Genomic DNA, 22610 nt, shown 5'->3' with positions numbered 1-22610 from the left:
ATTCCATTTATTCAAAAAAAGGAACGCCTTTGGGCGCGTATTTTCGCATTCCTTCTTCGTTGATGTCAACACCAATGCCAGGTTTTTCCGAAAGGGGAATGTAGCCGTCTTTCACCATGGGGCCGTCGAACGTGACAATTTCCTTAAACATCGGGTCTTCATGGAAGTAAATTTGCCATTCCAAAATGAGGAAATTGGGCACGGTTGCGCATACGTGAGAAGCCGCCATTGCCCCCAAATACGACGCTACCATGTGCGGCGCAAAGGGGACGTAATAAAGATTTGAAAGGTTCGCAATCCGTTGGCCTTCGCCGAGTCCTCCTGCTTTTTGTAAATCGGGCATGACGATGTCAACCGCGCCTAATTCCAATAATTTACGGAAACCGTGGGCTAAATAGTGGTTTTCTCCCGCACAAATGGGCGTTTGGGTTGAATCGCGGACAATTTTATAGGCTTCAGGATTGTCGGCGGGAAAGGGCTCTTCCAAAAACAATAGCTTCAAAGGCTCCATCATTTTGGCCACACGCTTGCCCGTTGTGGTGTCATATCGTCCGTGCATATCAACACAAATATCGACTTTAGGGCCTACTGCTTCCCGAACGGCAGCGATTTGGTTGTACATCCGTTCGAGTTCGCCATTGCTGGCCGTCCAGTTGTACGAATCAAATTTATTGGGGTCGTTGCGTTCGTCAATGTCAAATTTTACGGCCGTAAATCCCATTTTTGCGGCGTTTTTAGCCGCTTTGGCAAAATCATCGGGTGTGGGGCCGCTGGTACGGTAGGCGCCTGTATCGCAATACACGCGGATTTTATCCCGAAATTTTCCGCCTAACAACTGATACACTGGCAGTCCGAGGGCTTTGCCAGTGAGGTCCCAAAGCGCCGTTTCGACGGCAGAAAGTACCGCAATGTACATGCCCGCTTGTGACCCTTCAAAATAGCCCGAACGACGAATGTCCTCAAAAAGTCGGTGTACGTTGAGTGGGCTTTTTCCCTTGATTCGGTCGCCCATCATTTTTACCAAGTGGTAGGTACCTGGGGTTGCGTCAACGCCTTCGCCGCAGCCGTAAATTCCTTGGTTGGTATAAATCTTCACAAACAAGCTGTGCCCGCCACGAATAAATCCGCATTTGATGTCAGTGATTTTTAGGTCTGAGGGAGCCGATGAAAGGGGTGTCCGTTCGATGGCGGTTTCCAGTCCTTGTCCAAAACTTTGGAGGGTCGATAAGCCAAGCGCCGCTGAAATAGCGCCCTTGGTTAAAAAATTACGGCGTGATGTCATGAGGTACTGATGAGGTTTATGTAAACTGATAGGTAATGTTGCAACTGAAGTCAGGGAGGTTACCACGTCCGTTTTTTGAGGTATTCCTGAATTTGTTCTTTGGGAACGGGCAATTCGTTGATGTGGGCGTTCAACCATTGCGAAAAGTCCTTTTCAATTTCGTCAGACCAACGGTTATCAATTTGCCCAGGGGTGTATTTTTGTTGACGGAGACGTTCGTGCCCAAACATGTCACGCAGACGAACAATTTCGGAAACCGTAACTACTTTTTCGGCCAAATGAGGGGGTATAAAAGTCACAGCGCCATCGCGACCTAGCACAATATCTCCTGGTATAACCATGACTTTTCCGATGCGGGTAGGGCGGTTGATGGCCACGAGGGTCGTATTTAAGTCACCATCGGGGTTGTTGAGGTGGTGCGAAGGGTGGTAGCTCCGAAAATATGAAGTAAATCCACCAATTTCTTTTAGCCCTGCAATGTCGCGGATAGCACCTTCGTACACAATTCCATTACCCGTTTTGGCATAAATAGAATTTCCAAGGTTATCACCAATCGTCGGGCCATTTTCGTGGGCACCTAGCTGGTCAACCACGTACACGTCTCCTCTGACGAGCATGTCAATCGGCCAAGCGTTTTGGGATTTGATACGTCCGTCTTTTTCGTGTCCTTTTTTGTCGATAACCCGATGAACATCAGGGCGGCCAGGCATAAAAGTAGCCGTAAGCGCCCGTCCAATCAGCACGCTGTCGGGATTAATACATTGCCAACCTTCGGCGTATTGATAGCGAAAGTTTTCACCTTTCATAACGGCCCAAGCTTCTTCGTGGGTGACCAAGCGCATTCGTTTTAAAATAGCGTCAGGTACTTTGGGGCGGCCATCGGGGAAGCGTTCGCCTTTCCATTCGGGGGTGAGAAAAAGGAGCTCTTCTTTGGAAATTTGCTGGGCAAAGGCAGGAAAATAAAGGCAACTGCATAGCAGTAGCACCTTACAAAGGGATACGAATTTCATGATTACTGATGATGGTTAAGGTTACGAATCTTCGACTATAAAAGGAGGGTTATAGTTCAACTTACTTTATCCTTTTAGAATGAATGTGAAACAAAAAAGATAAGTTTAGATTGCTCTATCTTTAGCCATGCTTCTGTATTTAACTGCGACGAAACTATTCACCCCCCAAAAAAGGTTTTGTGAGAAACACAGTTTTAACCATGACGACGGATAACACACTTTTTTCACCCCTGAAAATAAAGGGAATTACCCTCAAAAATAGAATTGTAATGTCGCCCATGTGCCAGTATTCAGCCACCGATGGTTTTGCGGATGATTGGCATTTGGTTCATTTGGGTAGCCGTGCGGTGGGCGGTACGGGCCTGATTATCACCGAAGCGATGGCTGTATCCCCTGAAGGGCGCATTTCGGTGGGCGATTTAGGAATTTGGTCAGATGACCACATCGAACCCCTTCGTCGAATCAATCGCTTTATTCATAGCCAAGGAGCAATGTCAGGTGTACAACTGGCCCACGCGGGTTACAAAGCAAGTTCAGCAGTGCCTTGGAACGGTGGGCGCTATGTTTCGGTAGAAAATGGCGGTTGGGTGCCCGTTTCACCCAGTGCGACCTTGTTGAGCGACCATAAAACGTACTCTCAAGAATTATCAATTTCCGACATTGAAAAGGTAATTTTAGACTTTAAAAAAGCGACCCAACGGGCGCTGGAGGCAGGGTTTGATGTCATTGAAATTCACGCGGCGCATGGGTATTTATTGAACGAGTTTTTATCTCCCGTGGCCAATCATCGAACCGACGAATACGGCGGTAGTTTTGAAAACCGAGCACGGTTGTTGCTCCAAGTGGTAGAGGCTGTGAAACAAATAATTACGTCCGAAACGCCCCTTTTTGTGCGTATTTCGGCCACCGATTGGCGGGAAGATGGCTGGACGGGTGATGATTCGGTGCGACTGGCGCATTTGTTGAAGGACGCAGGAGTGGACCTCATTGACTGCTCAACGGGTGGTTTTGTTGCTCCTTCCGCGATTCCCATTGCCCCTAACTATCAAGTACCATTTGCCGAACGGATTAAAGCTGAAACGGGAATTAAAACGGGAGCGGTAGGGCTAATTACGTCGGCAGACCAAGCCAATGAAATCCTTCAAACGGGCAAAGCCGATTTGATTTTTTTTGCACGAGAAATTTTGAGAAACCCTTATTTTGCCCAGAATGCCGCGTATGAACTAGGAGACGACGTGAATGTGCCTGTTCAATATTTAAGAGGAAAACGGGGATAAATAAGCGATTTAATACACCATCATTTCTCAGGATAAGGCACTAAAGCGGAATTTTGAGCGTGACACGCGTGCCCAAGCTTTGACCTAGTTCATCTAGTAAATCGTCGTAATGCACCAATTCTTGGGAGTTTAAGGATGAACTTAAAAGCCTAAGTCGCTCGGAAGTGGCAGCCGTTGAAAACGATTCGTGCGAAGCGAATCGTTTTTGTTTCAATTCCGCTGATTTTGCCCTTCCGACGCCGTTATCCTCTACCACGCATATAATATGTTCTTCCGTTTCGTCCATCGAAAACATGATTGACAACCGTTTGTCGCCATTTTTATGCAACAATCCGTGTTTGATGCTATTTTCAACGAACGGCTGAATCAACATGGGTGGAAGTTGGTGATAATCTTCATCTAATTGGTCATCCAGTGAAATCTCGTAGCTAAAACCCTCCGAGAAGCGCATTTTTTCGAGTTCAAGATATTTCGTAAGAAGCTCAATTTCGGTGGCCAGCGTGATGCGTTTTTTTCCTGAAATACTTAAAATTTGGCGAGTGAGGTAGGTGAAATTCCCCATTTGCTCGTTGGCAAGTGTTTTGTCACCGTACATAAACTGTTCTTGAATGCTATTGAGGGCATTGAACATAAAGTGAGGATTCATCTGGCTTTTTAGGGCTTTCAGTTCGCTTTCGGTCGCTTTTTGTTCAATTTCAATACGGCGTTGTGCTTCTTCGAGTTGGGTGGTGAGGAGTTCGTTTTGTTTTTGGGTTTTAAAACGCATAAACAACGCGTACGCCATCATACTGCCAACCAGCAAGAAAGCCAGAATAGTGTAAATAATGGCCGTTTTTCGTCCCGATTCAAGCTCTGAAATTTGTTTTTGTTGAGCCAACGATTTGATTTCGTTGTCCTTTTTTTCGGTTTCGTATTTGGTATTAAGTTCTTGGATGGTTTTGTTTTTCTCCGAACTAAACACGCTGTCTTTTAGAATACTATATTTTTCTAAATGCTCGAAAGCGGCTTTAAATTGATTGGTTTGGGCGAATCCTTTTTGCATTTCAAAATAAATATCTCGAAGCGCCTCATTGTCCTGATTCTGAAGAGCAATGACCTTGGCTTGTTGCAAAAACTTCAGCCCTTTGATGGAATTACCAAGCGCGGAGTAGGTTTTACCTATGTTATTGAGGTTTTTCCCCCTGACAAAATCAACGTGGTGTTTTTCTATTTCAATCTTGGCTTTTTCAAAATAATCAAGGGCTTTTGGGTATTGTTTCAACTCAAAATAGGTTTTGCCAAGGTTGTCGAGTGTAAGCGCCAGTCCAAAACCGATGTTCAATTTTTGACAAATAGCAAGAACCTCGTTGTAGGTTTGAATCGCTTTGGTGTATTGTTTTAATTGAAAGTAAGAATTGGCCAAGTTGGTCAGAATAGCAGCCCTGCTTTGGGTGAAAATTTGCCCATTTTTGATTAAAAGCTGGTCACATTCGTTCAATAATTTGATGGCTTTTTGGTCTTCAAAATTATGAGAAAAAACGTTGGCTAAATTACTTTTTCCGATGACGATATTTTCAAAATCATTCCTTTTTTCAGCGATTCGGAGCGCTTGGAGGTAATAATTTATCGCTTTGTCGTTGAGGGCACGGCTAAAATAGTAATTCCCCAGACAGTTTAGTGATCTGATTTTTCCCTTCTCATAACCCAATTTATTGGACAACTGGTTGGCCTCTGTAGCCATTTTTAACACCAACGTGTCGGCCCGAAAAGTGGCAGCTACGCAAGCGTCCACGAGCAATTCTACCCGAATACTGTCTTGAGGGCTGTGTTTTTTAATATCAACGAGCAGTTGTTCGTATGTTTTCTGACCCCAAAGGCTTTGAGTCATGAGTACCAAAAGAACGAGAATATAGGGTTTCATTTTTGGGGCTATATTAAACACGAATACCTGCAATAAAATCATCAAACTCTTTGACTTTTTCGCGGGCAATGGGCACACTCAAACCGTTCTCAAATTCGACAGAAGCACCGTCTTTTTTGTTGTATTTTCTAATTTGGTGTGTATTGATCAAAAAAGAGCGATGAATTCGATAAAAGCGCGCGTCGTTGCCGAGTAATTCATCAAATTCTTTGATTTTTTTACTGATCAATGTCTTTCCGTTTTTGGTTACTACGTGGGTGTAGGAGCCATCGGCTTCAAAAAAGAAAATATCCTCCAATTGCACAAAAACAAGACTGTCAGACATCGGAAGGGCTATTTTTTGAAGGGTGGTAACGCTTAAATTCTCCCTTAAAGTTTGGAAGCGTTGGGGTAATTGAGGCTGTCCAATTAGCTTGGTTGCTTTCTCAACGGCGGCTACGAGTTTAGAAATGCTAACGGGTTTGAGAATATAATCCACGGCCGAAACTTCAAATGCTTGGAGTGCATATTCCGAATAAGCAGTACAAAAAATAACCTGAAAAGTAGGCTGATTGAAGTAGTCAAACAAGGCAAAACCGTTTTCTTCTGGCATTTCGATGTCCAAAAATACCAAATCGACGGCGTGTTTATTAATCAATTTGACGGCCGATTTTACGTCAGCGGCCTCTTCAAGTACGCGTACTGCTGGGCAGTGTTCCGAAAGAATTTGCCGAAGTAATGAACGCGCCGAGGGCTCATCATCGACAATAATTGCATTTACGAGCATAGGTAAGGGTTGAAACGAACGGCTAAAGATACTTCATGTTTTGGTATATTTTAAAAAAACTCACCTCTGTTTTTGGTTTTATGAACTGAAATAAACAGTTGGTGGAGGTTGGCCTGCGTTTCGTGAACTGGGTAAAGGCAGTGGAGTTCTTCAGTGTACTTTTGCAGTGTCAAATCGCTAATCAATTTTAATTCAAATTATTACCTCTATTCTTACAATGAAAATAGTATTGAGTTTTGTCGCAACCCTTCTGACATTGAACGTAGCTTTTGCACAAGCGGCACTTGAATTGACAGAAGACAAGCCTTCTGCATTGAATGGTATTGAATTTAGTTACACCATTCGTAACGAACGTACCGAAGAAACCTATTCGCGGTATGAAGTATCGGTAGTAGCACAAAATAAAAGTGGGTGTATGCTGATTTATTTCAAAAAAGAAGGAGATAACCTCAATAGCATTTTTGAAGGTGACCCGTCGGCAATTGCGCGTTTTGAATGTACGAATGCTACTGGAAAGCGCCTGACTTCTAAAGGGGCAAACGTGAAGGCAAAGGCATTTTATGTGCCATACACACAAAACGGCACGACAACGAAGGTGGAAGGCGGTTATTTGTTGAAAAACGGTTCACGGGTTTCAACAGATCTCATTGTGATTGTCCCCAAAGGAGAACGTCCCAAATTCAAAGTTCGCCCGCAAGATTTTGCTGAATTGACTGACTAATTGTTAACAAATGTTGCACTTTAAACTTTCAACCAAAATGAAATCATTTCTTTTCCTTGCTATGTTGTCGTTGTCAACCATGCTTATTGCCAAACCTTTAGCAGAAGTAGTTGATGAAAAAGAAGGGTATTTTACCGTTGTCCTATTACAGCCAAAAAATCAAAAAACGGTAGCGCACGTGACCAAAGTTGTAGCGTCGATGCTGGGTGTATCCCAAAAAGAAGCCAAAGCGATTGTGGCAAGCGCACCTGTTTCGGTTCTGACAACTCCTGCCAAAGAAGAAGCCGCAACGATTAAGTCGGCCTTGGAAGCAGCGGGGGCTGAAGTGGAAGTAAAATAAAGTAGATAGGGTGTTGGGCATAACCACCAGTACGTTAGGTATTGGTGGTTTTTTTGTATTTGATCCAGGTCTTACTGGATTAACTTCCAATTTTCTTCGTCAAAGGGCAAAAACTCTACGCCCAAATAAATGTCCTCAAGCGAAAGTTGTACATCTATTGAATGAAGTTGAACGGTATCTTGCAGGTTATTGTAAGCGCGGTATTCCCAAACGTCAAGCGTATTTTTGAAAAATACTTCAACCAAAGGCAGGTATTGGTGTACTAAAACGTACTCTTTTAGGGTATCAATCATGCGATAACGCATAAATTTCCCCCCACGGTCGTAGGCTTCAGTATCTTGCGACAATACCTCAACAATCGCAACTGGGTTATTGGCCGCATTCTTTAACTCTTAAAAATAAGTAACTTTGCCACAAACCACCGTCACATCGGGGTAAACATAACGATTGCGTTAAGTCGCCACGCGTAAATCGCTGTTGTAGGTAAAGCAACGTTTTTTTCTGAGAGCAATATTTAAACTGGTGCCCACATTGTTTGAAATCAAACTGTGCGTAGGTGTACCACCTGCCATGGCATATACTTCGCCGTCGTGGTATTCGTATTTGGTGTCCGTTTCTTTTTCCAACGCAAGGTATTCTTCGATACTAAAACGTGGCTGTTTCATACTGAATCAACTTAATGAATGGAAAAAAAGCGGCTTACCCTCAATATGAAGGTGTAAGCCGCTTTTAGTTTTTCTTTTGGCAACTTTTATTTTGCTCCTGCTGGGCAGTGTTCTCTCAAATATTTGGTAAACAGTGTATTTAAGTGCTTCGACGTACCATCACCTTCGTAAATTCCGTGCGAGCGGTTAGGGTATGGCATAAACTGAAACTGTTTGTTGTGCTTGATAAACTCATTAACCAATCGCTCGGCATTTTGATAATGAACGTTGTCGTCGCCCGTGCCGTGGATGTACAACAGATTTTGGTTCGATTGTAGTTTGTGCGCGTGCGTGATGGGTGAACCTGCCACAAAGTCTTCACGGTTTTCTTGCGGAATCCCCATGTAGCGTTCTTGATAAATGTTATCGTATGTCAATTGGTCGGCTACGGCAGCTACGGCAATGCCTGTTTTGAACAAGGCAGGGTATTGGAACAACAAGTTGAGGGTAGAGGAACCACCGCCACTCCATCCGTGGACGGCTACGCGGCTAGTATCAATGAATGAGTTTTTCTCAAACATAGCTTTGGCGCCCATCGCCATGTCACGAATATTGATGACGCCAATCTTACGATAAATGGCTTTTCTCCAGTTTCTTCCGCGGGGTGAAGGCGTGCCACGGTTGTCAACCGATGCGTAAATGTAGCCATCTTTGGCCATGTCGCCTGCGTACAAACCATTGCGGCCAGTTCCCCAGCTATCACGAACAGTGGCACTGGCAGGTTCACCATAAACTGTGAAAACGATTGGATATTTCTTGGTTGGGTCAAAGCTGGCAGGTTTTACCATCCAAGCATCCAACTCAATGCCATCTTCGGTTTTTACTTTGAAAAACTCCACTCGTTTGGGAGCATCGGCTTTGGCCGCCAATTTTTTTGAAATATCGTCGGCGTCTTTCAAGGCTTTGTGTTCGGGTAAACGAATCCACTCATTCATGGGCGATGTGTTGGCATTGGAAAACGAATGCGAAGCCCACATGGCGTTAGGGGAGAGGTCGTAGCGGTGCGAGCCCGATTGGTCGTTAGGGGTAACGCGCTCTGCTTTTTTGCTGCCATCGAGCGGGGCACGGTACAAATAACTCTGCGTGGCATTGTCGGGCGACGCCATGAAATACAACTGGTTGTTTTTTTCATCAACCAACACGACCGAAATAATGTCATAGTCACCAGGGGTGATGCACTTCTTAGTTTTCCCATCGCGAGCTACGCGGTACATGTGACGCCAGCCGTCTTTCTCGCTCATCCACAAAAACTCTTTTCCGCCGTTGATCCAATCCCAGCCTTCGGGTGTTTCGCTCCACGAATAGCTACTTTTGGTTTCTACCCAAGCGTCGTCGCGGTCGGTATAAAACTGGGTAGTTTTTCCTGTTTTGATGTCGGCAGCCAAGATGCTCGATTCATTTTGTTTACGATTCAACTGCTGCATGATGAGTTCATTGGCACTTCCCCATTCCATGCGTGGAATGTAGGTATTGCCAGGGTCACCAGGGGTGCTCATCCATTTGGTAGAGCCACCGTTGGCACTTACTACCCCGATTTTGTAAGGAGAAGGACGTTCACCGACTTTTGGATATTCTACTGGAACGTTGAAAGCGTAGATGGAGTCGGTGTTGTTAATCATCAAGAAGTTACGGATTTTGGTAGCATCAATTTGCCAATACGCAATATTCTTGCTGTCGGGGCTCCAACGGAAACCATCGCGGCAGTCAAATTCCTCCTCATATACCCAGTCAAACGTACCGTTGATGAGGCGGGTGGTGCCATCTTTGGTAAGTGCGGTAATTTTGCCCGTAGCAAGGTCTTCCGAATACACATTTCGTTCACTTACGTAAGCTACTTTTTTACTATCGGGAGAAAATTTGGCAAACATAAGAGAAGAAACGGGGCGGCCTTTTCCGAGTTGGGTAAGGGTGTTTTTGTCCAAATCAAGCACCCAATAATCGCCCCGCGTATCGTAGCGCCAAACGCGTTGGGTATTGGTATAAATGAGGACTTTACGGAAATCATTAGAATACGTGTAACTACGTACGTTCAAAGGGTCGGTTTTGCCCGCTGGTGTAAGTTGAGCGGCACTTACGACCACCTTTTTTTGCAAATCAGGCAGGTTATACTGGACAATTTCTTTGTTTTCTACGCGATAGTAGGCATTGCCGTCTTTTGTCCACTGGACACCACGGTTGAATTGTGCGAATAACGTACTGCTGATGAAGAGAAGGGTAAGAAAAAATGAGGTGTGTTTCATTGGTTACGGTATTTAGCCATTGCTTCTTTTATTTTAACGATTCGATTTTCGGGATTGGGGTGCGTGCTTTGAAACTCGGCGGGGCGCTCGGAGCCACCTGCTTGGGCCAAAATTTCCATGACCTGAATCATTGCTTCGGGGTCGCGCCCTGTTTGAATCATGTACTTAACGCCAAAATCATCCGCTTCCAATTCGTCGTCGCGTCCGTATTTTAGGTTCATTAAGTTTGCGACATACTGGGCAATGTAAGCGCCGCTACTGGGGGAGTTGGGGTCAGACATAACCGTAGAGGCCGCCCCTGCCAATCCCCCTACCAATTCTTGCTTGGCCATTTGTTGGGCTGAATGCCGCCCTACCACGTGCCCAATTTCGTGCCCCAAGACGCCCGCCAGCTGGTCTTCGGTTTTGAGTCGTTTGAGTAAACCCATAGTAATAAAAACCTGCCCACCAGGGATGGCAAACGCGTTGATGGTTTCGGGGTCAGCCAAAACGTGAAAGTCAAACTGGTAGGGAGAGCTTTTAGCTTCGGTGCTTTGCACGATGCCTTGCCCCACTTTTTTGACCAAAAATTGCACTTTTTCATCACGGTATAGACCACCATATTCGGCAGCCATTTGGGGCGCGCTTTGCAAGCCGATGGCAACTTCTTCTTCGGGCGTGAGGCTTACTTGTTGTTTTTTGCCCGTCACGGGATTGACTTGGGTTTTGCTGAAATACCCAAAAAGCGCAACGACAGCCATGATAATCCCAATCAAAAGCCGTCCACCAATTCGCGTACGTTGCATAGATGTTTAGGGTTGAAAATCGAACTTCCCGAAAGTTACAATTTTCGGGAAGTTGAACGGTGAAAAGTATTAGAATAGTAGCCCCGCAATTGTAGCGGACATGTAAGAGGCTAATGTGCCACATACCAAGGCTTTAAAGCCCAAACGTGCTAAGTCAGACCGACGGCTCGGAGCCAACTCACTGATGCCACCTACTTGAATGGCGATAGAGCTAAAGTTGGCAAAACCACAAAGGGCGAAACTGGCAATCGCAATCGTTTTAGGGTCGAGCGTATCTTTGAGTTTTACAAGGTCAAGGTAGGCTACAAACTCGTTAATAACCATCTTAGTACCCATCAACGAACCCGCGGCTTCTACGTCTTTGGCTGGAACACCCATGGCCCAAGCAAATACGGAGAACACTTTCCCCAAAAGGAAATCGAGGCTTAATTGTGGAAAAGCAAACAATCCACCTGCTTTGCCAAGACAGTAGTCAAGGAGGCCAATCAAGGCGATAAAACCGATCAACATCGCAACCACGTTGAACCCAACTTTAAGTCCTTCGCTGGCACCTGCCGCAATGGCATCGAGGAGATTGGCGTGGGCTTTTTTGATTTCTAATTTTACAACCCCTTTTGTTTCAGAATTTTCTGTTTCGGGAAATACAATTTTGGCAATTACCAAAGCGCCTGGGGCAGCCATCAAACTGGCCGCAATTAGATAAGGAGCAGGTACACCTAATTTGATATACGTTGCCATCACCCCGCCCGCGATACACGCAAAGCTACCCGTCATGGAGGCCAAAAGCTCCGAGTTGGTCATTCCTTTTAAGTATGGCTTAATCATGATTTGGGCTTCTACTTGTCCCACAAATGCCGAGGCAACGTTTGACAAAGCTTCGGCACCGCTGACGCCCATCAACCACTTCATCAGGCGTGCCAATACCGCCACAATGCGTTGCATCAGGCCAATGTGATAGAGCATATTGACCAATACCGCCACAAAAATGATGGTAGGAATGATGCTAAAGAAAAAGATAAAGCTATTGCTTTCACCAAATGCCTTGCTGAGAACGGTGGCATTGACCAACGGGCTGAATACAAATTCGGCTCCTTTGTCAGAAAAGCTCAACGTTTTTTGGACAGCACGCCCTAGCCAGTCAAAAATATTTTGTCCGATTGTCGTTTTTAAAATAAATACGGCCAAGCCAAACTGCAAACCAAGCCCTACGCCAACCGTGCGATAGTTGATTGCTTTGCGGTTGTTAGACATGGCGTAAGCAATGCCCAAGATAAAAACGATACCAATGAGTCCAGTAAAACGTTCCATGAAGTGTATTTGGTGACTTATAGTTAGGTTTAAAGTTGATTGAATCAAGCGAGTAAAGATAGGAAGGGCATTTGTTTTTTGGTAATTCTTCGTCCTTTTTCCAAAAAATACTACCTTCATTTGCCCCAAATTGGGGTAAAATTTGAACGATAGTAGGACTTTCTACAACTATTTAGCAAGAATTTTAGGGTATTTTGCTTTACAGTTTGTAGTTTTATGGCTGGAAAATTAACTCATCCTATATTAATACCATGGCGTTATTCGATTTAGATATGATGCAGGGCCTCTACGCAAAACTCGGTGAACGAGTGGAGGCGGCTCGTAACGTAGTAGGACGTCCTTTGACCTACACAGAGAAAATTTTGTACGCTCACCTTACCCAAGGTGATGCCACTACTGTTTATGAGCGCGGCAAATCATACGTTGACTTTGGACCCGACCGTGTAGCTATGCAAGATGCCACTGCTCAGATGGCCTTGTTGCAGTTTATGCAAGCTGGCCGTCCGAAAGTAGCAGTTCCTTCTACCGTACACTGTGACCACTTAATTACTGCCCAAGTTGGGTCTTCGGAAGACTTAGGTAAAGCCGTAGTTGAAAACCAAGAAGTGTATGATTTCTTATCGTCGGTTTCTAATAAATACGGCATCGGTTTCTGGAAAGCAGGCGCGGGTATCATTCACCAAGTAGTAATTGAAAACTATGCGTTCCCAGGCGGTATGATGATTGGTACCGACTCACACACCGTAAATGCGGGTGGTTTGGGGATGATTGCGATTGGGGTAGGTGGTGCCGATGCGTGCGACGTGATGGCGGGCCTTCCTTGGGAGCTTAAATTCCCTAAACTAATTGGGGTTAAATTGACAGGTAAACTCAATGGCTGGACTTCTCCAAAAGATGTTATCTTGAAAGTAGCTGGTATCCTTACCGTAAAAGGTGGAACGGGTGCAATCGTAGAATACTTCGGCGAAGGAGCAACTTCAATGTCGTGTACGGGTAAAGGTACTATCTGTAACATGGGTGCTGAAATCGGTGCTACGACTTCGACGTTTGCTTACGACGAGTCGATGGAGCGCTATTTACGCGCTACGGGTCGTGACGCCGTTGCTGACCTTGCTAACTCGGTAAAAGAACACCTTACGGCGGATGCAGGCGTTTATGAAGAACCAGAGAAATACTTCGATCAAGTAATCGAAATCAACCTTTCGGACCTTGAGCCACACTTGAACGGGCCTTTCACCCCAGATTTGGCTACGCCAATTTCTAAAATGAAAGAAGCCGCTGCGGCCAACGGCTGGCCAACCAAAGTGGAGGTAGGTTTGATTGGTTCTTGTACCAACTCGTCGTATGAAGACATCGCTCGTGCGGCTTCGTTGGCAAAACAAGTAGCCTCGAAAAATCTTAAAACCAAGGCTGAATTTACCATTACACCAGGATCTGAGCAAGTTCGCTACACGATTGAGCGCGATGGTTTCCTCGAAACATTCGATGAAATCGGTGCAAAAGTGTTTGCTAACGCTTGTGGGCCTTGTATCGGTATGTGGGCACGGGTAGGCGCTGAAAAACAAGAGCGTAACACCATCGTTCACTCATTCAACCGTAACTTCGCCAAACGTGCCGATGGTAATCCTAATACGTTGGCGTTTGTAGCTTCGCCAGAATTGGTGACTGCTTTGGCCATTGCGGGTGACTTGACGTTCAACCCATTGACGGATACACTTATCAACGAAAATGGCGAACAAGTAACTTTAGACGCGCCAACGGGTGACGAATTGCCACCGCGTGGTTTTGACGTAGAGGATGCAGGATACCAAGCACCAGCAGAAGACGGTAGTGGTATTCAAGTAGCAGTTTCTCCAACGTCAAATCGTTTGCAGTTGCTCGATCCATTTGCCGCTTGGGAAGGTACTGACCTTAAAGGTTTGAAATTGTTGATCAAAGCCAAAGGCAAGTGTACAACTGACCACATCTCAATGGCAGGTCCATGGTTGAAGTACCGTGGTCACTTGGATAACATTTCTAACAACTTGTTGATTGGGGCAGTTAACTTCTTCAATGAGAAAACTGACAACGTAAAAAGCCAACTAACGGGAGAGTACGGGCCAGTTCCTGCTACCCAGCGCGGGTACAAAGCCGCAGGAGTGGGTACGATTGTGGTTGGAGATGAAAACTACGGTGAAGGTTCATCACGCGAGCACGCGGCGATGGAGCCACGTCACTTGGGCGTTCGTGCGGTATTGGTAAAATCGTTTGCCCGTATCCACGAAACGAACTTGAAGAAACAAGGTATGTTGGCCTTGACATTTGCGGACAAAGCAGATTATGACAAAATCAAAGAAGACGATTCAATCGACATCGTTGGATTGACAGAATTTGCTCCTGGCAAGCCACTTACGTTGGTTCTCAACCACGCTGATGGCTCAACCGATGAAATTACGGTAAACCATACCTATAACGAACAACAAATCGAGTGGTTCAAAGCAGGTGCGGCCCTTAATATCATTCGTGCGCAAGTAGCAGGAAATTAATATTAATTAGACTTTCTAAGTTGCCAAAACTTAGAAAGTCTTTTTCTTTTATAGACCTTCCAAGTTTGGCCATTTGTTGCAGACGAAACTTGGAAGGTCTTTTAACGTTCTGAAACCCTTTTCAAAAACGCTGTAACATCTTCTAAAAACTCTTTCGGCTTCTCGTAGTGGACATTGTGTCCTGTATTTAGATAAATTTTGTGTGTGATGAACTTTGAATGTTGCTGTTGTAAGGCGGCGTTGTCTTTCTCGAAGGGAAAAAGGTCGTTGGGAGAAGTTGGGTCGATGATCAGGAGAGGAACGTGCAGGTTTCGGTAAATAATTTTCGGTTCAATGAGTGACATAGATTCCCCAAATAACGATGCTTTGGTAGGACGTAAAATGGTTTCTTTAAACTCAGCCTCGTTGCGCATGTGAAATAGCTTCTCGACACCCGCCCCAATCGTCCATTTGCCCTCCGAATCCTTTCCTAGCCAAGCCAACAGTTCAAATTGAGTGCCCGACGATGAATAATCGTAATAGGCTTTGTATGCCTCAAATTCTGTGTCAAAGGCGGCGTAGGAGAACTTATCCGTAAAAATATTTTTTACTTGAGCATTCAACGTACTATCAGGTAGTTGATGGTAGTGGGTGTTGGTGGCTACCGACCCGCCGTCTTCCAGTACCAAGCCTAGTACTTTTTCGGGATAAGCGTCGTAAAACGCCGTAGCAATGAAACCTCCCCTCGACCAGCCTCCAATGAACGCTTTGGGCAGTTTTTTGACTGACATGAGGGTGTTAATATCGTCGGCGACGTGATAAAGCGAGACTTCGTGAGTGGGAATGGGAGTTTGGCCGTGACCGTAATAATCAATCGCAATGACGTAATACCCTTTTTGAACCAATTCTTTTGCGAGGTCAGCAAATTCGTAGGCGTTGGTGAAGCTACCATGCACCCAAATGAAGGGGGTATGTCGCGGATTTCCCCATTCGAGGTAGTGCATTGTTACGTTTTTGGTTTGTATAAACCCACCGTGTTTTTTCTCAAATTGTGTAAATTCAACCCGAGCGCTATCGTACTTGGCTTTGATATTAACTGACTGAGAAGGGCTATCTTGCGACCAAAGTAGGAGGGAAGAGAAGCAAAAAAACAAAAGGAATAACAATAGACGCATGGTGTAAAAAAGCTGACAAGAGATTATAAAACCTTCCAGTAACCGCCATTATCGGGGCCAATCCGTTCGATTTTATTTTCTTTTTTAAGTTTCTCAATAGCACGTTCTACTGAGTGAATGGCGATTCGTGTTTCTTTGGCCAATGCAGGAATTGTTATTTCAGGGGCTTCCCTCATTAATGCCAAGATTTTCACCGACGTAAAATGTACTTCAATCCTGCCCAGTAAAATTCGTAGACAGGAACTGGTACATTTGCTTTTGCACATTCGTTGCCCCCCATGCCTATCAGAAACAAACAATAAAAAACCCCTCAAAACAACTGTTTTGAGGGGTTTTTGTGGTCACGTAGGGATTCGAACCCCAAACCTTCTGATCCGTAGTCAGATGCTCTATCCAATTGAGCTACGCAACCGTGTCGTTTTTTTTATTTAATTCCCATTGTTTTGGGACTGCAAAGGTAGGGCGTTTTTGGGCGTTTGTCAAGCGTTTTTTTGATTTTTTTGAAAAAATATTTTTATCAAATCCGCGTTTTTAAGGCAATGGTACTGTTTTTCAGAAAGATAAGTGTTGAAAAAAAAGTAAAAATTTTTATTTTTAAGAGTGTTGGTGGAGACTTTAAATTAAAATTTCCACCAACACTCTTTTTATTTTTTGATGAAGCCCTCGTCCGCAGCTGCCATTGCTCGTAGCTTCTCAGTGGGGCGGAAACGCTCTCCGTAACTATCAGCGAGGCGGTCGCACGTTGAAACAAAAGTAGAAATGCCCACATAATCGACAAACGACAGCGTGCCGCCCGCGTAAGGAGGGAAACCCCAGCCGAGAATCGAGCCTAAATCGGCGTCAAGGCGCGTTCGTATCACTCCCTCCTCAAAGCACCGCACCGTTTCTAACGCTTGACGGTATAACAAACGCGTTTTTACTTCTTCCAACGTAGGCTGTTGGGTACTGACGGGAAATAATTCGGCCAAACCTTCCCATAAGTGTTTTTGGCCACCTTCTGGGTATTCGTAAAACCCTGCTTTGGCTTTTTTACCCAAGCGCCCCATTTCAGTAAATTGTTTCCCAATTTGGTAGCTAGTGTCGGTTTCGGCCAGTACACCGTCTTTTACGGCTTGTCCCGCGATTTTATAAACCAAATCAAGTGCCACTTCGTCCGAGACTGCCAACGGCCCTACGGGCATTCCAGCCAGTTTTCCTGCGTTTTCAATCAAGACAGGGTTTACCCCATCTTTCAGAAGCTCCATTCCTTCGGAAGTGTAAGTGCCAAAACACCGCGAAGTGTAAAAGCCCCGCGAGTCGTTGACAACAATCGGCGTTTTTTTGATTTTACGGGTGTAATCTATGGCTACTGCTAGGGCGTAGTCAGAAGTTTCTTTACCCACAATCAACTCCACCAACATCATTTTATCGACGGGCGAGAAAAAGTGAATACCAATAAAGTTTTTAGGATTAGCTGATGCTTTTGCTAAACCCGTGATGGGCAAGGTGGACGTATTGGAGGCAAATACCCCATTTGCGGTCAATTGAGGCTCGGCTTCTTGAGTAACGGTGGCTTTTAGCTCGCGGTTTTCAAAGACTGCTTCGATGATTAGCTCACTACCTGCCAAATCATCGGCGTTGGCTGTCGGTTTGATTAAGTCCAATACGCCTTCGGCTTTCAATGCGTCGAATTTGCCGCGTTCCACGGCTTTTTTTAACAAACTACGTGCGTAGTCCTTGCCTTTTTCAGCTGCTTCTTGGCTGACGTCTTTTAAAATGACTTCGATGCCCGCCAGCGCACTTACGTAGGCAATGCCTGCACCCATCATGCCCGCACCCAAAACACCCAATTTTTTTACCTCCGTCTTGGCAATGTCTTTGGGGCGACTTGCACCTTTGTTGGCTTCGTTTAAGCCCAAAAACATCGTCCTAATGAGATTACCTGCTTCTTTGGAGGTGGCAACTTTGACAAAATGACGGGCTTCAATGGCAATGCCTCGGTCGATGTTGACCAACAAGCCCTCGTAAACGCATGACATGATGTGCTGAGTCGAAGGATAATTTCCTTTCGATTTGTCCATCATCATCGCCGTTCCTACCGTAAAGGTTTGCATTCCAACGGGGCTTAGAACGGCTCCATTGGGGACTTTGTAATTGTCTTTGGCCTGAATTTTACCCGTTTTTTTATTGATTTCGTCCCAAGGTTTTAGCGGTTTTGGATTGGCTGCAATCCAAGAAAAAGCCTTTTCGAGCATTTCTTCGCGGGTTTCGGCGACGGCATCGACAATCCCCATACCTAAGGCATCTTTAGGGGAGAGTTCTTTGCCTTCCAAAATCAATGGTAAAGCGGCTTGCATTCCAATCATCCGCGGCAAACGTTGCGTACCACCCGCGCCAGGTAGTAGCCCAACTTTTACTTCGGGAAGCCCCAGTTTGGTTTTGGGGTTGTTGAGGGCGACTCGATAATGGCAAGCCAGACATATTTCTAAGCCACCACCCAGCGCTGTGCCATTGATGGCCGCGACTACGGGTTTGCCGTTGGTTTCGATGCGTCGAAAAAGCTCGTTAAGTCCCGCGGAGATTTTGAGCATTTCGGCAGGGTCGCCCCCTTGATTACGCAAAATCATTTTTAGGTCAGCTCCTGCCACAAACTCGGGCTTGGAGGATGTAATGACGATTCCTTTCACGTCGGCATCAGAGAAAGCTTTTTCGAGCGCTACTCCAAAGGCAGGAACTGAGTCGTCGTTGAGGACGTTCATGGGCGAGCTTGTCATGTTCCACACAATCATCGCTACCCCGTCTTTTACTGAATAATCAATGGCCATTGGTTGTTGATTGATAAGTGAGTATCTGATTTTTACATAAACTTGAAATTGTATGCCAAAGATACAATTGGGGAGGCAAAAATTTGAAGCTGGTAGGCGGTATAGGCTGTTCCTTGGGTTTTCAAAAATACCGAGTACTGATTTTTGCGACCGTAGAGGTTATAAACGGTGAAAATCCAGCTGCCAATCCAACGTTTGTCTTTGAGAGATGGATTGTTGATTTGCCACGAAAAATCAAGTCGGTGGTAGTCTTTGATACGGCCTTGGTTACGTTCGGCATAGTAGGGGTAGGCCTTCCCTTGGAAACTCACAAAGCCGTTGGGGATGGTGTAGGGGCGGCCTGTCCCGTAGGTGAATGTCAACGAAAGACTGTGGTACTTGTTCTCACTAAAATTGAGCGACATGTTGACGTTGTGAGGACGGTCGAAGTTGGCAGGGTACCATTTGCCATCGTTGATGCGTTCGGTGAAGCGAGGCCCTTCGTTCACCAAATTAAATACCCTTGAATACGTGTAATTGACCCAACCCGTCATTTCGCCTTTTTTCTTGGTAAGCATTAATTCTAAACCGTACGATTTGCTCCGTCCCTGCAATACTTGGGTTTCTATGTAGTTTTGTAACAAAAAATCGGCACCTGGTTTGAAGTCTAGCACGTTTTGGGTGGCGCGGTAGTAAGCTTCTACCGAGAACTCATAGATGTTATTTTTAAGATTTTTGAAATAACCAATTGTCCACAACTGACTCACTTGCGGCCGAATGTGGGCATCGCTCATTTTCCAACGTGAGGTGGAAAGGGGAGTGGTGGTATTGGAAACTACTTGTAAATACTGGCGCATGAGGTTGTAGCCAAATTTGATTGATGACAGCTCGTCGATGGTATAACGTAGCCCCACGCGTGGCTCAAAACCTCCGTAAGTTTGGAGGGGTTTGCAGCTTCCGTAAAAAGTGGAGTCGATGATGCTGGCTTCGGATTTGGGGCTACCGTCGGCGTACGAACGCACGGCGGCGGGGCCTAAGGCCATAAAATACGAATAGCGCAGCCCTACCGAAACAGTTGTTTTGGCGTTTATTGAGATTTCATCTTCCGCGTGTAGCGCCAATTCTAGCCCGTATTCGTTGGGGACGCGCAAGGGGTTAACTCGGTCGTTGGCACCAGGGTTTAACGTGCCTGGCTGTAACTGATAATGGGTCATGTTTGCCCCAAATTCTATTTTATGGGCTTTGTTGGGGGTATAATTAAAGTTGGTCTTGGCCTGTCGCTGAAGAATTTCGGAGCCAATCGTTACTTTGTTATCGCTGTTGAGCTCGGGCAAAAGGATGGTAGGACGGTATTGACTAAAAACGGCTGTGGTTTGCACGTTGAGTCGGTCGTGAAAAGCATGAAACCAGCGAGCGGTGAAATTGAGGGTGTTGTAATCGTATTGGGTAGAAACGGAGTTGATGTTATTGATACCGCCAAGAAGGTCGGTTTGGAAGAAATCGGTGCTGTAATAATTGGATAACGAAAAGGTATTTTTATCATTGATTCTCCAAAAGAGCTTGGCGGCGGCATCTCCAAAACTCGCCCGAATGTTTTTTAATTTTTGAGGCCCCCACTGAAACGCAAAATCGTTGAATGCCCCGCGACCCGTTATCAATAACCCCACTTTTTCTTTGACCAACGGGATTTCGGCGGTCAAGCGGTTGGCGACGAAACTAATGCCGCCTTGGAGTTTAAATTTGTCCAAGGATGGGTTGGCCATCGAGATATCGAGTACCGACGCAGCTCTCCCGCCAAACCGAGCGGGTGCCGTTCCTTTGTACAGTTCCATGCTAGAAACGGCGTCGGGCGGAAAAACAGAAAACAAACCAAACAAGTGAGTTGGGTTAAAAATAGGGGCATCGTCAAGTAAAATTAGGTTTTGGTCAACGGCACCACCGCGGATATTGACCCCGTTGGAGGCTTCCCCTACGGAAGTGACCCCAGGAAGCATTTGCAAACTTCGTAGTACATCGACTTCCCCCAAAATGGCGGGGAGGCGTTTGATGGTTTTAATGTTCAACTGCGTTACTCCTAGCAAAGGCCGAGCAACATTTTCGTCCACTGCTTGGGTAGAAATAACAACCTCTTCGAGCTCTTTGGCGACGTTGAGAAGTTTGATGTCTAAGTGGATGTTTTGGTCAAGTGTGAGTTTTAGGCGGTGCGGACGGTATCCTAATCGGCTGATTACTACTGTGTAGTCGGCTTTGCTGAGCATGATGGTGAAAGTGCCCGTAGAATCGGTATAAAGCCCAGATTTGTCAAAATTTAGGCGAATGGCGGCATTGCTGATAAGTTCGCCCGTTAGTGAATCACGAACGATGCCACTCAGTTCAAACGGTCGGGTGGGTGGGTGCTTGACGCGTTGTTGGGCCCATATATACCCCGTACCCGCCATTAGCCAGAGAAAAAGAAGTAGCCTTATTTTCATTCCAATTGTAGTGTTTTCTCAGGTGTTAAAATAAAATGGGGTATTGGCTTTCTCACTTTTACAAAAGCCATCCTGCGGGACGAATGGGCGTTCGGGTAGCACTTTGCACGCAGGGCGCTAAAGGAGGGCGAGACTCAAACAAAGGAGGCATGGGAGGGGTGTCGGGCTCAAGTGAAGGTTCTCGCCCAAGCATGAGGTACTTGTAGGCGTTAGAATAAGGGCGTTTATCAATAAAATGACGGGATTTTGCCACCCCTGCCGTCCCGAAATAGCCAACTACTTCTTCGGTGCTGTCATCTATGTTTCTAACGTTACCGATAATGGCCGAGGGTGGTGTATCGGTCAGATTACCAGTGTTTTGAGCTTGATCTCGTAGGAGTTTGTAATATTCGTAGGCATTAGGAGAAATAGCCAATTGTTGGATTTCGACCAGCGCTGCCCGATTGGCAAATCCACCTCCCATCACATAGAACGGAATTTTGGCAACTTGCTGGGCCTGAACTTGGCGACCATTGGAATAAATATCCGAAAAAACGGTAATTTCATTGCTGTAAAAAATCTCCCAACAAGGGGCATCACATCGGTAGTCATATATCGTCCGACTGTTACGCTCAGGAATACACACAAACGTTTTTGAGTCGAGTTTTCCGCCTTCGCAAGTGGCACATAAGCCTTGCTCCTCGTAGTCTGTCCAGCGCCACAAATAGAAGTTGCGCTCATTGGCGGGGTCTTTAAAATCAACGTAAACATCCAACGAAGAAAAAGCAACTCGTTTTCCTGTGCGGTCTAGGATGCCGTCACGGTTGTATTTGTGATAGACTTTATCAATTTCAGGGGAAGCCCTCAGTTGTTCTTTTTCTGACTCATATACTTTTCCTGTGGGGGTTCGGAAATGTAATTGGTAGGTTTGACCGACTTGGCCATTAAAAGTAGCGGGAGCCATATACACGCCACTTTCGTATTCGGTTAGTTTTACAACCGAACCATCGCCTACCCTGACTTCGACCTCACAATTTCGCAGCGGGACCGAATAATAGGTGGCATTTTCTGAACGAGCTGTTTTCAAGGTAACAGTCAGACCGTATCCGTTGGTTACGAATCCATCTACGGTAATAACCTCCGCATTGAAACGATAGTTTACATCATAGACTTCAACGCACGAAACCCAAAGTAAACAGAGAATAATAAAGGTGATGGCTCTTTGTAAAAACATCCCTAAATGTAATAATTTAGGACGAGTTTTCTGAGGAATATCTTATTCGGTCTTTTTATTTTACTACAATGTGCAGACTAATTAGGCTATTTTATAGATGAATACAAGGGATGAGTCCCACTTTTTTCGTT

Annotated in this window: 16 protein-coding genes, 1 tRNA gene and 1 pseudogene; 4 read left to right on the top strand and 14 right to left on the bottom strand. The window is 45.5% G+C overall.

Features of this window, described 5'->3' with window-relative positions; translation table 11 throughout:
- Nucleotides 1-7: 7 nt before the first annotated feature.
- A complete protein-coding gene (locus tag DTQ70_RS11640; RefSeq protein WP_122930953.1) occupies nucleotides 8-1282 on the bottom strand; it encodes a mandelate racemase/muconate lactonizing enzyme family protein in 1275 nt (424 codons plus the stop codon).
- Between the two features lie 59 nt (nucleotides 1283-1341).
- Nucleotides 1342-2292, bottom strand: a complete 951-nt coding sequence (locus DTQ70_RS11635) for an RraA family protein (protein WP_122930952.1) — start codon at nucleotides 2290-2292, stop codon at nucleotides 1342-1344.
- Nucleotides 2293-2492: 200 nt separating this feature from the next.
- On the opposite strand from DTQ70_RS11635, the gene namA reads away from it, so the two are divergent.
- Complete coding sequence (gene namA / locus DTQ70_RS11630; RefSeq protein WP_122930951.1) at nucleotides 2493-3569, top strand: NADPH dehydrogenase NamA; 1077 nt, start codon at nucleotides 2493-2495, stop codon at nucleotides 3567-3569.
- A 40-nt stretch (nucleotides 3570-3609) separates the two neighbouring features.
- On the opposite strand, the gene DTQ70_RS11625 is transcribed toward namA, so the two are convergent.
- Nucleotides 3610-5469 (bottom strand): tetratricopeptide repeat protein, encoded by a 1860-nt coding sequence (locus DTQ70_RS11625; protein ID WP_164489979.1) that lies wholly within the window; start codon nucleotides 5467-5469, stop codon nucleotides 3610-3612.
- 13 nt (nucleotides 5470-5482) lie between these two features.
- Complete coding sequence (locus DTQ70_RS11620) at nucleotides 5483-6235, bottom strand: LytTR family DNA-binding domain-containing protein (protein ID WP_122930949.1); 753 nt, start codon at nucleotides 6233-6235, stop codon at nucleotides 5483-5485.
- A 217-nt stretch (nucleotides 6236-6452) separates the two neighbouring features.
- On the opposite strand from DTQ70_RS11620, the gene DTQ70_RS11615 reads away from it, so the two are divergent.
- Together DTQ70_RS11615 and DTQ70_RS11610 are read left to right on the top strand one after the other, a co-directional pair.
- Nucleotides 6453-6956: an ABC transporter permease gene (locus DTQ70_RS11615; RefSeq protein ID WP_122930948.1), complete on the top strand. Its 504-nt coding sequence runs from the start codon at nucleotides 6453-6455 to the stop codon at nucleotides 6954-6956.
- A gap of 37 nt (nucleotides 6957-6993) precedes the next feature.
- Nucleotides 6994-7296, top strand: a complete 303-nt coding sequence (locus DTQ70_RS11610) for a ribosomal protein L7/L12 (RefSeq protein WP_206019697.1) — start codon at nucleotides 6994-6996, stop codon at nucleotides 7294-7296.
- 71 nt (nucleotides 7297-7367) lie between these two features.
- Here DTQ70_RS11610 and DTQ70_RS11605 read toward each other — a convergent pair.
- From DTQ70_RS11605 to DTQ70_RS11590, 4 genes and pseudogenes are all read right to left on the bottom strand, one after another.
- Nucleotides 7368-7961 (bottom strand): annotated as a pseudogene (locus DTQ70_RS11605) (Uma2 family endonuclease).
- An 86-nt stretch (nucleotides 7962-8047) separates the two neighbouring features.
- Nucleotides 8048-10240, bottom strand: a complete 2193-nt coding sequence (locus DTQ70_RS11600) for a DPP IV N-terminal domain-containing protein (RefSeq protein ID WP_122930946.1) — start codon at nucleotides 10238-10240, stop codon at nucleotides 8048-8050.
- Nucleotides 10237-11025 carry a M48 family metalloprotease gene (locus DTQ70_RS11595; RefSeq protein ID WP_122930945.1) on the bottom strand — a complete coding sequence of 263 codons (789 nt, stop codon included), beginning with the start codon at nucleotides 11023-11025 and terminating at the stop codon, nucleotides 10237-10239. The genes DTQ70_RS11600 and DTQ70_RS11595 overlap by 4 nt, the downstream gene beginning before the upstream one ends.
- A 69-nt stretch (nucleotides 11026-11094) precedes the next feature.
- Nucleotides 11095-12333, bottom strand: a complete 1239-nt coding sequence (locus DTQ70_RS11590; protein WP_122934377.1) for a NupC/NupG family nucleoside CNT transporter — start codon at nucleotides 12331-12333, stop codon at nucleotides 11095-11097.
- A gap of 251 nt (nucleotides 12334-12584) precedes the next feature.
- Between DTQ70_RS11590 and DTQ70_RS11585 the strand changes: the two genes are divergently transcribed.
- Complete coding sequence (locus tag DTQ70_RS11585) at nucleotides 12585-14858, top strand: aconitate hydratase (RefSeq protein WP_122930944.1); 2274 nt, start codon at nucleotides 12585-12587, stop codon at nucleotides 14856-14858.
- Between the two features lie 101 nt (nucleotides 14859-14959).
- Here DTQ70_RS11585 and DTQ70_RS11580 read toward each other — a convergent pair whose 3' ends face one another.
- The 6 genes from DTQ70_RS11580 to DTQ70_RS11555 all read right to left on the bottom strand — a co-directional run bounded on the left by DTQ70_RS11580 (nucleotide 14960) and on the right by DTQ70_RS11555 (nucleotide 22479).
- Entirely contained in the window at nucleotides 14960-16012 is a 1053-nt protein-coding gene (locus DTQ70_RS11580) for an alpha/beta fold hydrolase (RefSeq protein WP_122930943.1), read from the bottom strand.
- Between the two features lie 23 nt (nucleotides 16013-16035).
- Complete coding sequence (locus DTQ70_RS31195; protein ID WP_122930942.1) at nucleotides 16036-16278, bottom strand: winged helix-turn-helix transcriptional regulator; 243 nt, start codon at nucleotides 16276-16278, stop codon at nucleotides 16036-16038.
- 72 nt (nucleotides 16279-16350) lie between these two features.
- Nucleotides 16351-16424 (bottom strand) — tRNA-Arg (locus DTQ70_RS11570).
- 232 nt (nucleotides 16425-16656) lie between these two features.
- A complete protein-coding gene (locus DTQ70_RS11565) occupies nucleotides 16657-18816 on the bottom strand; it encodes a 3-hydroxyacyl-CoA dehydrogenase NAD-binding domain-containing protein (RefSeq protein WP_122930941.1) in 2160 nt (719 codons plus the stop codon).
- Between the two features lie 32 nt (nucleotides 18817-18848).
- Complete coding sequence (locus tag DTQ70_RS11560) at nucleotides 18849-21266, bottom strand: TonB-dependent receptor (protein WP_122930940.1); 2418 nt, start codon at nucleotides 21264-21266, stop codon at nucleotides 18849-18851.
- Nucleotides 21267-21324: 58 nt separating this feature from the next.
- Nucleotides 21325-22479 carry a DUF4249 domain-containing protein gene (locus tag DTQ70_RS11555; RefSeq protein ID WP_122930939.1) on the bottom strand — a complete coding sequence of 385 codons (1155 nt, stop codon included), beginning with the start codon at nucleotides 22477-22479 and terminating at the stop codon, nucleotides 21325-21327.
- Nucleotides 22480-22610 lie beyond the last annotated feature (131 nt).

The sequence above is a fragment of the Runella sp. SP2 genome (assembly GCF_003711225.1).
In the GTDB taxonomy this organism is placed as follows: domain Bacteria; phylum Bacteroidota; class Bacteroidia; order Cytophagales; family Spirosomataceae; genus Runella.
Note: the sequence above shows the minus strand (reverse complement) of the source record. Positions and strands in the feature narration are given on the sequence as shown.

Excerpts from the sequence above, each read along its gene's own strand:
- DTQ70_RS11640 (WP_122930953.1), bottom strand. The coding sequence starts at position 1,282 with ATGACATCACGCCGTAATTTTTTAACCAAGGGCGCTATTTCAGCGGCG.
- DTQ70_RS11635 (WP_122930952.1), bottom strand. The coding sequence starts at position 2,292 with ATGAAATTCGTATCCCTTTGTAAGGTGCTACTGCTATGCAGTTGCCTT.
- namA (WP_122930951.1), top strand. The coding sequence starts at position 2,493 with ATGACGACGGATAACACACTTTTTTCACCCCTGAAAATAAAGGGAATT.
- DTQ70_RS11625 (WP_164489979.1), bottom strand. The coding sequence starts at position 5,469 with ATGAAACCCTATATTCTCGTTCTTTTGGTACTCATGACTCAAAGCCTT.
- DTQ70_RS11620 (WP_122930949.1), bottom strand. The coding sequence starts at position 6,235 with ATGCTCGTAAATGCAATTATTGTCGATGATGAGCCCTCGGCGCGTTCA.
- DTQ70_RS11615 (WP_122930948.1), top strand. The coding sequence starts at position 6,453 with ATGAAAATAGTATTGAGTTTTGTCGCAACCCTTCTGACATTGAACGTA.
- DTQ70_RS11610 (WP_206019697.1), top strand. The coding sequence starts at position 6,994 with ATGAAATCATTTCTTTTCCTTGCTATGTTGTCGTTGTCAACCATGCTT.
- DTQ70_RS11600 (WP_122930946.1), bottom strand. The coding sequence starts at position 10,240 with ATGAAACACACCTCATTTTTTCTTACCCTTCTCTTCATCAGCAGTACG.
- DTQ70_RS11595 (WP_122930945.1), bottom strand. The coding sequence starts at position 11,025 with ATGCAACGTACGCGAATTGGTGGACGGCTTTTGATTGGGATTATCATG.
- DTQ70_RS11590 (WP_122934377.1), bottom strand. The coding sequence starts at position 12,333 with ATGGAACGTTTTACTGGACTCATTGGTATCGTTTTTATCTTGGGCATT.
- DTQ70_RS11585 (WP_122930944.1), top strand. The coding sequence starts at position 12,585 with ATGGCGTTATTCGATTTAGATATGATGCAGGGCCTCTACGCAAAACTC.
- DTQ70_RS11580 (WP_122930943.1), bottom strand. The coding sequence starts at position 16,012 with ATGCGTCTATTGTTATTCCTTTTGTTTTTTTGCTTCTCTTCCCTCCTA.
- DTQ70_RS31195 (WP_122930942.1), bottom strand. The coding sequence starts at position 16,278 with ATGTGCAAAAGCAAATGTACCAGTTCCTGTCTACGAATTTTACTGGGC.
- DTQ70_RS11565 (WP_122930941.1), bottom strand. The coding sequence starts at position 18,816 with ATGGCCATTGATTATTCAGTAAAAGACGGGGTAGCGATGATTGTGTGG.
- DTQ70_RS11560 (WP_122930940.1), bottom strand. The coding sequence starts at position 21,266 with ATGAAAATAAGGCTACTTCTTTTTCTCTGGCTAATGGCGGGTACGGGG.
- DTQ70_RS11555 (WP_122930939.1), bottom strand. The coding sequence starts at position 22,479 with ATGTTTTTACAAAGAGCCATCACCTTTATTATTCTCTGTTTACTTTGG.